Annotated in this window: 17 protein-coding genes; 9 read left to right on the top strand and 8 right to left on the bottom strand. The window is 65.0% G+C overall.

The genetic code is table 11. The features are described from left to right. Positions 1–2 precede the first annotated feature (2 nt). Genes FYJ91_RS08785 through metZ form a run of 4 tightly spaced genes read right to left on the bottom strand, consistent with a single transcriptional unit; the run spans position 3 to position 2,652 of the window. A complete protein-coding gene (locus tag FYJ91_RS08785) occupies positions 3–209 on the bottom strand; it encodes a hypothetical protein (RefSeq protein ID WP_149522327.1) in 207 nt (68 codons plus the stop codon). Positions 210–253: 44 nt separating this feature from the next. Then, positions 254–1,039 carry a LysR family transcriptional regulator gene (locus FYJ91_RS08780; protein ID WP_149521879.1) on the bottom strand — a complete coding sequence of 262 codons (786 nt, stop codon included), beginning with the start codon at positions 1,037–1,039 and terminating at the stop codon, positions 254–256. Further along, a complete protein-coding gene (gene apaG / locus FYJ91_RS08775; protein WP_149521878.1) occupies positions 1,036–1,434 on the bottom strand; it encodes a Co2+/Mg2+ efflux protein ApaG in 399 nt (132 codons plus the stop codon). Before apaG ends, FYJ91_RS08780 begins: the two co-directional genes overlap by 4 nt. 12 nt (positions 1,435–1,446) lie before the next feature. After that, complete coding sequence (metZ, locus tag FYJ91_RS08770) at positions 1,447–2,652, bottom strand: O-succinylhomoserine sulfhydrylase (RefSeq protein ID WP_149521877.1); 1,206 nt, start codon at positions 2,650–2,652, stop codon at positions 1,447–1,449. Between the two features lie 156 nt (positions 2,653–2,808). On the opposite strand from metZ, the gene FYJ91_RS08765 reads away from it, so the two are divergent. The 3 genes from FYJ91_RS08765 to FYJ91_RS08755 all read left to right on the top strand — a co-directional run bounded on the left by FYJ91_RS08765 (position 2,809) and on the right by FYJ91_RS08755 (position 4,246). Then, entirely contained in the window at positions 2,809–3,357 is a 549-nt protein-coding gene (locus FYJ91_RS08765) for a glutathione peroxidase (RefSeq protein ID WP_149521876.1), read from the top strand. Positions 3,358–3,437: 80 nt separating this feature from the next. Beyond that, positions 3,438–3,869: a PaaI family thioesterase gene (locus FYJ91_RS08760; RefSeq protein WP_149521875.1), complete on the top strand. Its 432-nt coding sequence runs from the start codon at positions 3,438–3,440 to the stop codon at positions 3,867–3,869. After that, positions 3,866–4,246 (top strand): PaaI family thioesterase, encoded by a 381-nt coding sequence (locus FYJ91_RS08755; protein ID WP_149521874.1) that lies wholly within the window; start codon positions 3,866–3,868, stop codon positions 4,244–4,246. The genes FYJ91_RS08760 and FYJ91_RS08755 overlap by 4 nt, the downstream gene beginning before the upstream one ends. Positions 4,247–4,252: 6 nt before the next feature. Here FYJ91_RS08755 and FYJ91_RS08750 read toward each other — a convergent pair whose 3' ends face one another. Both FYJ91_RS08750 and FYJ91_RS08745 read right to left on the bottom strand, forming a co-directional pair. Beyond that, entirely contained in the window at positions 4,253–5,815 is a 1,563-nt protein-coding gene (locus FYJ91_RS08750; protein ID WP_149521873.1) for a methyl-accepting chemotaxis protein, read from the bottom strand. A 4-nt stretch (positions 5,816–5,819) separates the two neighbouring features. Further along, positions 5,820–6,143, bottom strand: coding sequence for a hypothetical protein (locus tag FYJ91_RS08745; protein WP_149521872.1), 324 nt, complete (start codon positions 6,141–6,143; stop codon positions 5,820–5,822). Positions 6,144–6,330: 187 nt separating this feature from the next. On the opposite strand from FYJ91_RS08745, the gene FYJ91_RS08740 reads away from it, so the two are divergent. The 4 genes from FYJ91_RS08740 to FYJ91_RS08725 are packed head-to-tail and all read left to right on the top strand — an operon-like array spanning position 6,331 to position 8,562. Next, positions 6,331–6,630 (top strand): hypothetical protein, encoded by a 300-nt coding sequence (locus FYJ91_RS08740; protein ID WP_149521871.1) that lies wholly within the window; start codon positions 6,331–6,333, stop codon positions 6,628–6,630. Between the two features lie 43 nt (positions 6,631–6,673). After that, positions 6,674–7,123 carry a TlpA family protein disulfide reductase gene (locus tag FYJ91_RS08735; RefSeq protein WP_149521870.1) on the top strand — a complete coding sequence of 150 codons (450 nt, stop codon included), beginning with the start codon at positions 6,674–6,676 and terminating at the stop codon, positions 7,121–7,123. Positions 7,124–7,146: 23 nt separating this feature from the next. Continuing rightward, positions 7,147–7,833 carry an extensin-like domain-containing protein gene (locus FYJ91_RS08730; protein ID WP_246152538.1) on the top strand — a complete coding sequence of 229 codons (687 nt, stop codon included), beginning with the start codon at positions 7,147–7,149 and terminating at the stop codon, positions 7,831–7,833. A gap of 33 nt (positions 7,834–7,866) precedes the next feature. Continuing rightward, positions 7,867–8,562 carry a glutathione S-transferase gene (locus tag FYJ91_RS08725; RefSeq protein WP_149521868.1) on the top strand — a complete coding sequence of 232 codons (696 nt, stop codon included), beginning with the start codon at positions 7,867–7,869 and terminating at the stop codon, positions 8,560–8,562. Here the strand turns inward: FYJ91_RS08725 and FYJ91_RS08720 are convergent. Continuing rightward, positions 8,559–9,269, bottom strand: coding sequence for a hypothetical protein (locus FYJ91_RS08720; RefSeq protein WP_149521867.1), 711 nt, complete (start codon positions 9,267–9,269; stop codon positions 8,559–8,561). The two genes, FYJ91_RS08725 and FYJ91_RS08720, sit on opposite strands and share 4 nt — an antisense overlap. A gap of 12 nt (positions 9,270–9,281) precedes the next feature. Then, entirely contained in the window at positions 9,282–10,490 is a 1,209-nt protein-coding gene (locus FYJ91_RS08715) for a toxic anion resistance protein (RefSeq protein ID WP_149521866.1), read from the bottom strand. A gap of 358 nt (positions 10,491–10,848) precedes the next feature. Between FYJ91_RS08715 and typA the strand changes: the two genes are divergently transcribed. Together typA and FYJ91_RS08705 are read left to right on the top strand one after the other, a co-directional pair. Continuing rightward, on the top strand, positions 10,849–12,669 hold the full coding sequence (typA, locus tag FYJ91_RS08710) for a translational GTPase TypA (protein WP_149521865.1): 1,821 nt from the start codon (positions 10,849–10,851) through the stop codon (positions 12,667–12,669). An 88-nt stretch (positions 12,670–12,757) separates the two neighbouring features. Next, positions 12,758–14,350, top strand: a complete 1,593-nt coding sequence (locus FYJ91_RS08705) for a hypothetical protein (RefSeq protein WP_181008408.1) — start codon at positions 12,758–12,760, stop codon at positions 14,348–14,350. The last annotated feature ends 38 nt before the right edge of the window (positions 14,351–14,388 follow it).

Raw genomic sequence — 14,388 nt, 5'->3', positions numbered from 1 at the left:
GATCAATAGCCGCGCTCAGCCTGGCGGCGGCGTTCCTTCTCGGCCTTCTTCGCGGCCTTGCGGTCGCGCTCTTCCTGCTTGCGCATCTCGCGGCCGCGATTGCGATCGGCCTCGTCCTGGCTGGTGGTGGTCCAGTCAACGGCTTTGCCCGCGACCTTGAAGGGCGCGGTGACGACGGTCTTGGCGGTCGAAATGCAGCCAGCGAGCATCGCGAAGCTGCACAGGATCAAAATCTGACGCACGGGGAGAGCCTTTACGAAGCGGTGAGCATGGCGACGAGCGCCTTCACCTTCTTCTGACGCCATTGTGGCGTCGGTGCGACCAGCCAATAGCTTTTCGGCACTGGCTTGGCATCGCCGTGCACGCGCACGCGGCCCTCGGCCACGTCACGCTCGACCAGCAAGGCTGGGACATGCGCGGTGCCGAAGCCGGCCGCCGCCGCATCGATCGCAAGGCCCGCATCGGCCACCGTGAGCGCGCCCTCCTTGTCGGCCGCCGGGCAACCCGGCCAGCCGATCGGCGCGCCATCGGCCAGCCCGATCGTCACGATCGCGCCCTCGGCCAGTTGCACGCCCTCATTCTCCCCCGGGCCATCGGCGTAGCAGATCGCGAGATCGAGATTGGCCTGGGTGAAATCGAGTCCCTCATCCGACGAGAGCAGCACGAAGCGCGTCTCCGGATCGGTGCGGCCGAAATCGGCAAGGCGCGGCGCGAGCCATTTGGCGGTGAAGTCGCGCGGCGCAGCGATCGTCAGCGTCTTCGACGACTGCCCCGCCTGCATCGCGCGTACGGCCTCCTCGAACTGGAGGAATCCCGCGCGCAGCGCCTCGAGCCCCGCTTCGCCCTCGGGCGTAAGTTCCAGCCCCTTGGCGGTGCGGCGAAACAGGACGACGCCGAGCGTGTCCTCAAGCGCGCGGATCTGCTGCCCGACGGCCGCCGGCGTCACCGCCAGCTCGTCCGCCGCACGGGTGAAGGACAAGTGGCGCGCGGCCGCGTCGAGCACGCGCAGGCCGTTCAGCGGAAGGTGGGTGCGCTTCACTGGATCACCGCCGGGCCGATCAGCGTGAAACGCGGGATCGCCGCTTCGAAAGTGGAACCGTCCTCGGCGACCATATGATAGCTGCCCTCCATTGCCCCCGTCGGCGTGCCGAGTGGGCAGCCCGAGACATAATCATAATTCTCACCGGGTTCGATCACCGGCTGTTCGCCGACCACGCCTTCGCCGCGCACTTCCTGCTTCACGCCGCGTCCGTCGGTGATGATCCAGTGGCGGGTGAGGAGTTGCACCGCATGGCGCGCGCCATTCTCGATCCGGATATGATAGGCCCAGAACCAGCGGCCACGGCCGGGTTCGGACTGTTCGGGCATGAAGGACACCGACACCCGCACCGTGACGCCCCGCGTCTCGGTGGCATAGGAGAAGAGGCTCTTCATCCCGCCATATCCTTACAGCCCGACCGCCTTGAGCGCACGATCGAGATCGTCGATCAGGTCGAGCGGATCTTCGAGGCCGACATTCAGGCGCAGCATCCCTTCCTCGACGCCCATTTCGGCGCGCACCTCGGCGCTGAGGCCCGCATGGGTGGTCGAACAGGGATGCGTCATCAGCGAGCGCGAGTCGCCGATATTGTTCGAGATGTCGATGAGCTGCAGCGCATCGAGCAGGCCGTGCGCCTGCGCCCGATCCTTGACGAAGATCGACAGGATCGTGCCGCCCGCCGTCATCTGCTTCACCGCAAGATCATATTGCGGGTGGCTGGGCAGGAACGGGTAGAGCGTGCGATCGACGCGCGACTTCAAAAACTGGGCGACCTGCAGCGCATTCTCGCTCTGCCGACGGATGCGCAGATCGAGCGTCTCCAAACCCTTGAGCACCACCCAGGCGTTGAACGCGCTGAGCGTCGGCCCGGTGTTGCGGGTAAAGCTGAGCAAAGTCTCGTTAATGAACTTGTCGGTGCCGCAGACCGCGCCCGCAAGCACGCGCCCCTGCCCGTCCATCATCTTGGTGGCCGAATAGGCGACAATGTCCGCGCCATAATCCATTGGCCGCTGGAGCATCGGGGTGGCGAACGCATTGTCGACCACCGTCAGCACGCCCGCATCCTGCGCGATCCGGCACACCGCCTCGAGATCGACGATCTCCAAGGTCGGGTTGGCCGGCGTTTCGAAGAAGAACAACTTGGTTTCGGGCTTGATCGCGGCCTGCCACGCATCGGTGTCGGTGCCGTCGACGATCGTCGCGCTGATGCCGAAGCGCGGCAGCAGCGTGTCGGTCAACCAGCGGCACGATCCGAAGGCGGCGCGGCCCGCGACAATATGGTCGCCCATCTGGAGCTGGCACAGCAGGGCCGCGGTCATCGCGGCCATGCCGGTCGCCATCGCGCGGCACGCTTCGGCGCCTTCCATCAGCGCGATCCGCTCCTCCAGCATCTCCACGGTGGGATTCTGGAGGCGCGAATAGGTCATCCCCTTCTGCTCGCCCGCGAAGCGCGCGGCGGCATCGCCCGCGCAGTCATAGGCGTAGCCCGAGGTGAGGAAGAGCGCCTCGCTCGTCTCGCCGAAATGCGAGCGCGCGGTGCCACCCCGGATCGCCTGCGTCGCGGGGCGCCAGTGGCGGGTGATCGAACGGTCCTGACCGGTCAGCTTCTTCATGCGCGCCGCTTTGCCGCCGATAGGGCGCGATGGCAATGGCGGAGGGCGTCGCGCACCTTAATCCTCCCCCGCCAGGGGGAGGATTTGGGGTGGGGGTCTTGTCCCCGTCACGATCCGCCCGATATGCCGATGCGGTTCACAGGAAAGGATGATTCGATGGCGACGGCGATTCAGGAAGTCCCGCTCAAGACGATCGACGGCAAGGATACGACGCTCGGAGACTATGCCGGCAAGGTGCTGTTGCTGGTCAACGTCGCATCCAAGTGCGGCCTGACCCCGCAATATGAAGGGCTGGAGAAGCTCTACACCGATTACAAGGCGAAGGGCGTCGAGGTTCTCGGCTTCCCGGCGAACAATTTCCGCGAGCAGGAGCCGGGCAGCGACGAGGAAATCGCGAGCTTCTGCACCACCAATTACGGCGTCGATTTCCCGATGTTCGCCAAGATTTCGGTCAAGGGCGACGATCAGCACCCGCTGTACCAGAAGCTGACCAGCGAATATCCGTCGGCCTTCTTCAAGGACAACGTGTTCAAGGATCGCCTGGAAGGCTTCGGCATGAAGCAGGACAATCCGTCGGACGTGTTCTGGAATTTCGAGAAGTTCCTGATCGCCAAGGATGGCACCGTCGCGGGCCGCTTCGCGCCGGATATCGCACCGACCGATCCGATCATCACCGACGCGATCGAAAAAGAACTCGCCAAGTAAGCCTGCCGATCGGCCCCTCCCGCGGGAGGGGCCGTGACAACGTATTTGCGCCGATCGCCCAACCGCCTATGCAGGATCGCATGGAGCCGAACGACGCACCCCCGCTCGAAATCGATACCAAGCTTGTCGCCTCGCACGGCCATTCGCAGGCGATCGGCCTGCGTTTCGTGGCCAGCGGCGACGACTGGGCCGAAATGGCGTTCGATTACGATCCCAAGCTGGCGATGAGCGCCGAGACCGGCGTGCTGGCATCCGGCCCGCTCATCTCGCTGATCGATTCGGCGAGCGCCGTCGCGATCCTGGCGAAGACGGGGCGCGGCCGCCCGATGGCGACGCTGGACATGCGGATCGATTATGTCCGCGCGGCCAAGCCCGGCCGGCCGATCATCGCGCGCGGCGAATGCTACCGCGTCGCGCGCAACGTCGCCTTCGTGCGCTGCGATGCGCATGATGGCGATCCGGACGATCTGGTCGCCCATGCGATCTGCAGCTTCTACATGAGCGACGAATGAGCGAACGCCAGCCCCCTTATGCCGATTTCCTGGGCGTACAGCGTGTGCCGGATGCCGGTGAACCGCGCATCATGATGCCCTATGCCGACAATGTTCAGGGCCGCGTCGGCTTCGTCCACGGCGGCGTGATCGGGGGGCTGTTGGAAATGGCCTGCTACGAGGCGCTGATCGCTCAGCTTGGCGACGATCGCCCCAAAATCAAGCCGATCAACGTCGCGATCGATTTCCTGCGCGGGGGCGTGATGCAGGATACGTTCGCCGTGGCGACGATCCAGCGGATCGGCAAGCGCATCGCCAACGCGCAGGCAATAGCGTGGCAGGACGATCGCAACCGCCCGATCGCAACCGCCCGGATGCACTTCCTGCTCGATCGATAATCGGCCTCAGGCCGCGCGACGACGCCGTGCCGGTGCCTCGGCCGCCGTCTGGCCCAGCCGGTAATGGCGCACATTCTGCCCGAGCCGCGCGGTGAGCGCGCGCAGGCGCCGCACCGATGAATCGCATTCGTGGGCCATGCTGGCCGAGACATGCGTCCCGCGCGACAGCGCCTCGACCGAGCGCGCCATTTCGCTGAGGCTGTCCGACTGATTATCGGTCGCCGCGACGATCTGCTGCATCAGCGACGTGACCCCGCCGATCGATGCGGCCAGTTCGTCGAGCACGCCAGCCGAGCCCGAGACATGTTGCATGCCGATGTCGAGACGGTCCTTGGCGTTGCCGATCGACTGACGCACCTCACGCGCCGCGCCGGCTGTGCGTTCGGACAGCGCGCGCACTTCATGTGCGACCACCGCGAAGCCATGCCCCGCCTCGCCCGCACGCGCCGCTTCGACGCCCGCGTTGAGCGCGAGAAGGTTTGTCTGGAACGCGACCTGATCGATCAGGTCGACCATCGCGACGATCCGTGAGGTCGACGCCACCACTTCGTCCATCGCGCTGCGCATCGCCGTCGCGAGTTCGCCGCCGCGGGCCGCCTCGCGCTCCATCGCGCCCATCCGGCCGGCCGTGTCGCGGGCGCGCGACGCGATCGTCGACACTTCGTCGGACAAGCGACCCAGCGTGACGGTGGCCTGGCCGATCGTCTCGGCCTGGTGGCCGCTATGATCGGTGAGTTCGGTCGATGCCTCGGCGATCAACCCGCTTTCGCTCTCCACCTCATGCGAGGCCGAGACGATCAGGCCGATCATCTCGGCAAGGCTGGCGATGCTGGCGTTGAAGTCCTGCTCTATCTGGCGATATTCGGCCGGCAACGTCCCGATCCGGCGGCCGAGATCGCCCTGCGCGATCGCGCCGAGAGCACCCTGAAGTTCCCGCGTCATCGTGGCCTGCGCCTGCGCGACGGCCGCGTGTTCAGCGGCACGCTCGGCTTCCGCCTCGGCACGGGCGGCTTCGGCGACGATCAGCCTTTCGCGCTGCGCGGCGATCGTGTTGATAAGACGCGCCAGTCGCACCGCCAGCACCATCAGCGCGCCCGATTCCACCAGCAGGATCACGGCGTGGAGCATCACGCGCCAGATGTCGCCTTCGCTGTCGAACACGAAACGCGGCATCACGAAGCTGAGCACGAGATGGTGGAGCGCAGTGGCCAGCGTCGCGATCAGGATCGGGCGCCAGTCGCACAGCAGCATCAGCGCGGCGACGCCCGCAAAGAAGATCATGTGCATGTCCATCTGCCACAGATGGCCGCGCAGGGCGAACAGCATGATCGCCGGAAAGGCCGGAACCGCAAAACCGAAGGTGGCGCGCGCAACCATGTCGTGCCGACCACATAGCGCCATCACGACCGGCAGCGCGAACACGCCGATCACCATAGCCGACACCAGCGGCATATCACCCCGATGCATCAGCCATGCCGTCGACACGGCAACGATGCCCGCCAGTACGAGCCCCGCGCCCAGCACGCGGACGCCAATGCGACGAAGTTGATCGAGTGACAAAATGGGCATGGTTTCAGCTCGCTTCGGCTAGTCGCGTCGTGCACAGCGCGGGAGACGCCGGCAGCAGAAAGGCGCCATGCGCGATCGCATCGCCGAACAGGGCGTCGCGATCGGCGATGACGATGATCGAACCCGGCAGACGGCCGAGCCCGGAATAACGGATGTCGCTGCGTCGATCGAGCCAGGGCTTCACGGGGCCGCCGGTCACCGGCACGACCAGCATCGGCCCACTGCGGGCGGGCATGGCCGCGACGAGGCCCAGCCCGACGAACGTGAGCGCGCATTGCGCCACAACCGCCGCCGCCCCACCAGCCTTTTTCCCCACAACGCCACGCATCGACACCTCACACAGACGTGAAGGCATAATCGCAAAGCTTTGCGGAATGCTTAAAGTTACAGTTATTCAAGATTCCCGAAAAGTATGATCGGGATTATCGGGATCGTTTCGACCAAGCACATGACCCATATCACATCGCGACCCGCCGCCTGGTCTTAATCCAGGCTGACGACAGGGGAGTAAGACGATGGCCTTTCAGGATTTCGGGATCGCGCCGCCCTCCGACGCCCCCGCCAGCACCGCCCGCCCGTCCGGCACGACGGCCGTGACCGCAACCCCGGCTCGCCGCCGGATCGCAGCGCCCAAGCGCCGCATCGACACCAGCCGGTTGATGGCCGCCTTGTTCGTGGGCCTCGTGATCGCCGCGATCGGCATCCGCGCCGGCCACGCGACCGAATCGCTCGCGATCGGCATCCTCGCTGCCGACATCGCCTTCCTCCTCGTCGCCGCCGGCTGGTCGGCGGTGGCGGGCGGCAAGACGCGCTGAACTCCCCCCTGTTCGCACCGCTCTGATTTGGTAGAGCGGTGCGATGGCGATCCGCAAACCGCTCCGTCTCCTGATGGCGTGCCTGATGCTGGGTGCCGCCGCCCCGCCAACGCCGCGCCTGATCGACGGCGCCGGCGCCGCCGCATCCCTCCCCAAACCTGCGATCGTCCTGTTCTGGGCGGCATGGTGCGCGCCGTGCCGGGCGGAGGTCCGCGACTATGCCGCGCTCGACAAGGCGGCGGGCGATGTACCACTGATCGTGCTTTCGACCGAGGGCGATCCGCGCGCGCAGAGCTTGCTTACCAACGTGCCGCCGGCGCGGCGCCGCTTCCCCGTCGACAGCGCCACCAACATCCTTGCCGCTTATCCCGAGACGCGCGGAGCGTTGCCCTTCGCCATGGCGCTCGATCGTGAGGGGCGGCTCTGCGTCACCCATGCCGGCGCGGTCGACGCCGCGACCATCGCAGCGTGGCGCGAGCGCTGCGGCCGATGAGTTTGCGTAAGCTCGGTCCTCGCTTGGCTGTCGCGGTCCTCGGCGTCGCGCTGGCGCTGGGGATTTGGGAATATGGCACGCGCAATCCGGCGACGGTGCCGTGGGGGCCGCTGACCCTCGCCGACCAGGTCGGTCCGTTCACCAGCTTCAAGCTCGACAAGCTGCGCGAGGATTTTCCGGGATGCCGCGCGCTGCTCGACGGTGCGGGGCAACGTTACCAATTGCTTCCGCCGATCGATGGCGGCTTCTACTGTGGCTATCGCGACGGTGTGCGGCTGGGGCCGGGTGGCGGCGCGCCGTTCTCGCCCGCCGCCACGACATCGTGCACGGTCGCCGCCGCCCTGTTCCTCTGGCAGAAGCAGATCATCGATCCCGCCGCCGAACAATATCTGGGCGCGCGCGTGACCCGGATCGACACGTTCGGCAGCTATAATTGCCGTGGCATACGCGGCGGGCGCGAAGGGCGCTGGAGCGAACATGCCACCGCCAACGCGATCGACATCGCCGGCTTCCGCCTGTCCGACGGCCGCCGCATCACGATCGCGGGCGACTGGAACCGCGACGACGATCGCGGCCGCTTCCTGAAGGCGGTGCGCGACGGCGCATGCGAGATCTTCTCGACCACCCTCTCCCCCGACTATAACGCCCTCCACCGCGACCACCTCCACCTCGACCGCGGCCGGCGCGGCGGTTGGACCTATTGCCGCTGAAACCGCGTTGTCTGCTCCGAGAGGAGCCGCGCGATGGCCTATCAGCTCTGGTATTGGACCGGGATTCCCGGGCGCGGCGAGTTCGTGCGGGTGGTGCTGGAGGCGGGTGGGGTCGCTTATGTCGATTGCGCGCGCGAAAAGGGCGACGAGGCGCTGGTGAAGGATATGGCGAAGCGCCGGCCCGAGCCATTTGCGCCGCCGTATCTGGTGACCGGCGATCTGGTGATCGCACAGACGGCGAACATCCTCGATTGGCTGGGCCGCAAGCATGGCCTGGCCCCGAAGAACGAGGCGGGACGGCGAGCCTGCGCGCAATATCAGCTCACGATCGCGGACATGGTGGCGGAGACGCACGACACGCACCATCCGGTCGCATCGGGCCTCTATTATCAGGATCAGAAGAAGGAGGCGACGCGGCGCGCGGAGGATTTCCGGACGAACCGCATGCCCAAGTTCCTGAGCTATTTCGCCCGTGCGCTGGGCAAGAATGACTGGCTGGTCGGGGACCGCTGGACCTATGCCGATACGTCGCTGTTCGTGCTGGTCGACGGGCTGCGCTTCGCTTTTCCAAAACGGATGAAGGCCGTCGAAGCGGATCTGCCCGCGCTCCACGATCATCTCAAGCGGGTCGCGGCGCTGCCCGAATTTTCCGACTATCTGGTCAGCGACCGCCGCCTGCCCTTCGGCAAAGGGATTTTCCGTTATTATCCGGAGCTGGACGCCGATTAAGCCTCGCTGGCGTCGCCGCGATATTTGAGTTCGAGATAGCGGCCCTGGGTCGCGAGCTTGTTGAGATCGCCGCTCGCAATCTGCTGGCTCATTCGCGACAATTCTTCGTCGACGACCTTGAGCCCTTCGACCAGCTGCCTGTCGGGCGAAAGTCCGCCATTGCGCGCATCGCGGCGCAGTCCCTCGGGCAGCTTGCGATAGCCGTCGACGAGTTCGGGCAGTTCCTCGGCGATCAGCTTGCGGAATTCGAAGGCGGCGGGTTCGCGCGGGTCGAGCGTCGCGAGTTGGGGCCCGATCGCTTCGAGCTTGATGCCGATCTCGTCGGCGAGCCGCTGCGCCGGAGCCGGCAGCGCGGGGCGCTGCGCCTCGAGCCAGCGTTCGGTCTTGGCGGGGAGTGCGGGAAGGTCGCTCTTAGCGATCTGCTCGGGCGTCGGCTCGGCAGCGGTCGGCCAGCCCATGACGGTGAAGAAGACAAGCGCCATGCCGACCAGCATCGCGAGGAAACCCCATACGCCGATCGGCATCATGCTGCCGATCACGCCGGTCGCGAGCATGACCGCCAACACGCCCATGATCGCGATCTTGAGCCGGCGGAAGAAGCCGATCACGCGGCGGCGGTGCGCCTTGATCGCGCGCGGCGAGGTCTGCGCGCGCACGCGGTTCAGCACCTCTTCGGCGCGGTCATAGGTGCCGCGGGGGTCGACCATCAGCTAGCCCTGTCAGCCTTCAAGTGCGGCGAGCGGGTCGGCGCCGCGGCCTTGCGATTGGGCCTGGGCGGCGCCCTCGGCGCGGGCGATATAGCCCTTCGACTTTTCGACCTCGGTGGTGAGCGTGCCGACGGTCTGCTTCATCGACGACAGGGCCTCGACCTTGAAGCGATCGATCGCGTCCATCGTGTCGTAGATGTTCTGAAATGCGCGCTGCAGCGTTTCGACCGGTATGGTCGACGACGCCGCCTGCTTGTGGATCTCGCCCGTCTGGTTCTTGAGCATCGTGCCGGTGCTCTCGATCATGTTGGCGGTGGTCGTGTTGAGCGCGGTGATCTGTTCGAGCACGAGCTTCTGGTTGCCCAGCGCCTGTGCGACCGTGACGGCAGTGCGGAGCGCCGCAACCGTGGTGGTCGATGCGCGATCGACGCCCTTCACCAGCTCGACATTGTTCTTCTTGACCAGATCGAGCGCCAGATAGCCCTGCACCGTCACCGCCATCTGGGTGAGCAGATCCTGGCTGCGCTGGCGGACGTAGAACAAGGCCGTCTCACGAATCGCCTTGGCCTTTTCCGGATCGCTGCTGTCGAGTTCGAGCGCCTTGGTCTCAAGCCGCTCGTCGAGCGTCTTCGAAAGGTGGATCATCTGTTCGAGCCGGCCCATCGCCGCCCACAGATTCTGCCGTTCGACATCGATCGCGGCATTATCCTTGATCAGTTCGTCCTTGCCCGAAGCCAGGCTGCGCAGGATCGAGGCGATGTGGCTCTGCGCGCTCTTATAGCTGTCGAAATAGTCGCGCATCTTGTTGCCGAACGGGATGATACCGAACAGCTTCTTGCGCTGAAACAGGTCGCCACGCGCGCCGGGATCGAGATCCTCGATCGTGCGACGCAGCTGGGCAAGGTCCGCGCCGACCCCGGTATCGGCGTCGATCGCGCGCACGGGGCGGTCGAGGAAACGGTTCGACTGGCCCGCGGCCTCGGCGATTTCCTTACGGCCCATATTGCTGATCGAATCGACCTGCTTGCCGAATTCGGGGCTGTTGACGTCGTGCGAGACCAGCGCCTCGATGAAGCCGTCGACTTTCTCGTCGAGCTTCGATCGCTGTTCGTCCTTCAACGGCACCAGTCCCGCCGCCTTTTCGGGGGCGAGAACCTTGACCGGCGCGGGCGCCTGGAGGACCAGATCGGCTTCCTCGGTGGCGGTGCTGGTCGTGGCCATTCGCTGGGTCTCCCTATTCCGGCAGCCAAGATGGCCGCCTCAGGTGCATTATTCAAGCGATACGGTCTCGGGATCGTTTCGGCCCGGCGCGAGTTGCAGAAAGTGAAATCGTCGCAAATTGCATGAAACGCAATCGTGCTTGCTGCATCAACATTTGTCGAATCATCCACTGCACCACAAAAGGGACGGGCCTTTCAGGCATCCTCTCCTAAAAACTTTCGGGCCGGTTCCCCAAGGAGCCGGCCCATTTTTTCGCCCAGCGGCCGTCAGGATGATCGTGACGGCGCCCGCCCTTGTTGCGCCGCGCCAAATCCGATATGGGCCCGCCAACTTCTCCATACTTCAGGAATTCGAGACCATGAGCCTGCGCAACGTGGCTATCATCGCGCACGTCGACCACGGCAAGACCACGCTGGTCGACCAGCTGTTCCGCCAGTCCGGCACCTTCCGCGACAATCAGCGCATCGAAGAGCGCGCTATGGACTCGAACGATCTGGAAAAGGAACGCGGGATCACCATCCTTGCGAAGCCGACCTCGATCGATTGGGAAGGCACCCGCATCAACATCGTCGATACGCCCGGCCACGCCGACTTCGGCGGTGAGGTGGAGCGCATCCTCTCGATGGTCGACGGCGTGATCCTGCTGGTCGACAGCTCCGAAGGCGCGATGCCGCAGACCAAGTTCGTCACCGGCAAGGCGCTGGCGCTGGGCCTGCGCCCGATCGTCGTCGTCAACAAGGTCGATCGCCCCGACGAGCGCATCCAGGAAGTGCTCGACGAAGTGTTCGATCTGTTCGTCACGCTCGAAGCGACCGACGAGCAGCTCGACTTCCCCGTTCTCTACGCGTCGGGCCGCAATGGCTATGCCAGCGATGATCCCAAGGCGCGCTCGGGCACGCTGACCCCGATGTTCCAGAAGATCGTCGATCACGTGCCGCCGCCGGCGCTGGACGTCGATGCACCCTTCACCTTCCTGGTGACGCTGCTCGATCGCGACAACTTCCTGGGCCGCGTGCTCACCGGCCGCGTCACCTCGGGCACCGTGAAGGTCAACCAGCCGATCCACGCGCTCGACATGGACGGCAAGGTGATCGAGACCGGCCGCGCGTCGAAGATCATGTCGTTCCGCGGGCTCGATCGCGTGCCCGTCGACGAGGCGAAGGCCGGCGACATCATCTCGCTGGCGGGCCTGACGGTCGCCACCGTTTCCAACACGATCGCCGACGTTTCGGTTTCGGTGCCGATCCAGGCGCAGCCGATCGATCCGCCGACGCTGTCGATGCGCTTCGCCGTCAACGATTCGCCGATGGCGGGTCGTGAAGGGTCGAAGGTTACGTCGCGCATGATCCGCGACCGCCTGTTCCGCGAAGCCGAGAGCAATGTTGCGATCAAGGTGGTCGAAAGCGCCGACAAGGACAGCTTCGAAGTCGCCGGCCGCGGCGAACTTCAACTCGGCGTGCTGATCGAGACGATGCGCCGCGAAGGCTTCGAACTGGGCATCAGCCGCCCGCGCGTTCTGTTCCGTGAGGACGAGAATGGCGGCAAGACCGAACCTTACGAAACCGTCGTCATCGACGTGGACGACGAACATTCGGGCACGGTCGTCGACAAGATGAACCAGCGCAAAGCCGAGATGACCGACATGCGTCCATCGGGTGGTGGCAAGACCCGCATCACCTTCTCGGCGCCGTCGCGCGGCCTGATCGGCTATCATGGCGAGTTCCTGTCGGACACCCGCGGCACCGGCATCATGAACCGGCTGTTCGAAAAGTACGGCCCGCACAAGGGCGCGATCGAAGGCCGCAAGAACGGCGTGCTGATCTCCAACGGCGCGGGCGAAGCGAACAGCTACGCGCTCGGCCCGCTCGAAGAGCGCGGCATCCTGTTCGTCGGCCATGGCGAGGCGCTCTACGAGGGCATGATCGTCGGCGAGAACGCCAAGACGGATGACCTTGAGGTCAATCCGATGAAGGCGAAGCAGCTGACCAACTTCCGCGCTTCTGGCGGCAAGGACGATGCGATCCGCCTGACCCCGCCGAAGAAGATGACGCTGGAACAGGCGATTGCCTATATCGACGACGACGAAATGGTCGAAGTCACGCCGAAGTCGATCCGCCTGCGCAAGCGTCACCTCGATCCGCACGAGCGCAAGCGCGCAAGCCGCGCCAAGGCCGCCTAAAAATCAAACAGCCCCCGGCGAGCTTGCTTTCCGGGGGCTTTTGCTGTCCGCCGGCACCGCCTAGCAAGTAAGCTGGAGGGGCCATGTCATGATCAGCATCACGACCATACGGCTTGCGCCGATTTTGCGCGTGGCGATTGTGCTGGCCTTCGCCATTATCATCGTTGGTACGGCTCAGCGGTCGCTTTGGTTCGACGAACTGATGGCGATGGCGAACTATCCGGTTCGCGATCTCGCCGGACTGATCGATCCCTTGCCTTATTATTCACAGGCGTCGCCGCCACTGTTCAATCTGATCTGTTCGGGCGTGGCGCGCCTCCACCCAATTGCAGCGCGGCTTACCTTGGCACTGATCGTAATCGCCGGGTTGACGATCGCCGTCGCACGGATTGTGGGATTTCGGATCGCATTGGCGGTTGTCGCGCTCTACGCGGCGCTCGTTCCCTCGCTCGCCATTTATGCCACCGAGCTCAAATATTATGGGGTCGAAATCGCCGGAACTGCGACTATCGTAGCCTGGTTCGTCTCGAAGTCGCGGCGCGCGCCATTCGCCTTGCCCGACCTCGCGATCCTCGTCGCGGGAATTGCCTGCGGTATATCCACCATCCTGAGCGCGGGCATCGCAACTGGATGCTGGGCCGTCTTAGCCTTTATCAGGCGCCGGCGTTTCTCCGCATCGGAACTGGGCTTCGCCGCGATACTCGCGGTCATCGCGGTCGGGTATTATGCGCTGATCCGACATGGCTCCGCGGTCCAGATACACAATTTCCCTAATGCTTATGGGCAAAGCGGCCAGCACGCAGCCTTGGCGGTACCAAGCGCCATCTTGGGTCTGTTCGGTAATCGTGCGCCAGTCCTTGCTTTGATCGTTCTGATCAATCTGACCGGATGGCGCGCTGCGGCGACGCAGCGGCTGTTGCTGATCCTTGCCGTCATTGTGCTGAGCTGCACCGCACTCGCCGCCTTCGGCGTATATCCCGCGACTGCGCCACGCCACGTCGCGTGGTTCCACGGCTTTGCGCTGCTGCTACTCGCCAATGCCCTGCAGATCCTGATCGCTGGCCAGCAACGGCGCACCCACACAGCACGGACTGCGCTTGTCCTGTTCCTGGGCGCGATTGCCGCCGCTGCGACGGGTATGACGATCGCCAAGGCATTCACCACCCATTTCGCGCACGAGGAGAATGATCCGATCGTCGCTTGGCTGGCGCAACCGCGCGACGTGCCGATCGGTCTGTGGGGCGGCACACAACCTTTGATCCAATATTATCGCACCCAGGACCCAGCGGTCGGCCGGCATCGTATCTTTGGTCTCGCGGATCCCCGATCAGCACCGGTCCCGCCGCGCCTGTTCTCGCCGACGTTTTTGCAGCAACCATATGATCGTATCGCGGCGGCAGTAGAAGCAGGCCGAATGCTTCCCGGCGGCTTTGATCTGCGTATCCTCTATCAGCTGCGCCACGACTATCACGGGGCGGCGGAAGCGCTGCTCGCCGAAGCCCCACGCGGATTACCTTTCTATATCGTTGCAAGCCACGTTGATTGGGACGCGCCAGTGCCGCTCTCCGCCGAACCACGCTCGGCGTTGCTGGATGCACTGGAAGCCCAGAAATGTCGGTATCTGCTGGAGTTGAAGGCGAAGGAGGTCTTCATCCTGCGCGCGATCTGCCCGGAACGCTGACAAATAAAAAGGGCCCCCGCGACATGATCGCGGGAGCC

This window comes from Sphingomonas montanisoli (assembly GCF_008274695.1).
Taxonomy (GTDB): domain Bacteria; phylum Pseudomonadota; class Alphaproteobacteria; order Sphingomonadales; family Sphingomonadaceae; genus Rhizorhabdus; species Rhizorhabdus montanisoli.
This window is presented reverse-complemented; position numbering and strand designations above follow the sequence as displayed.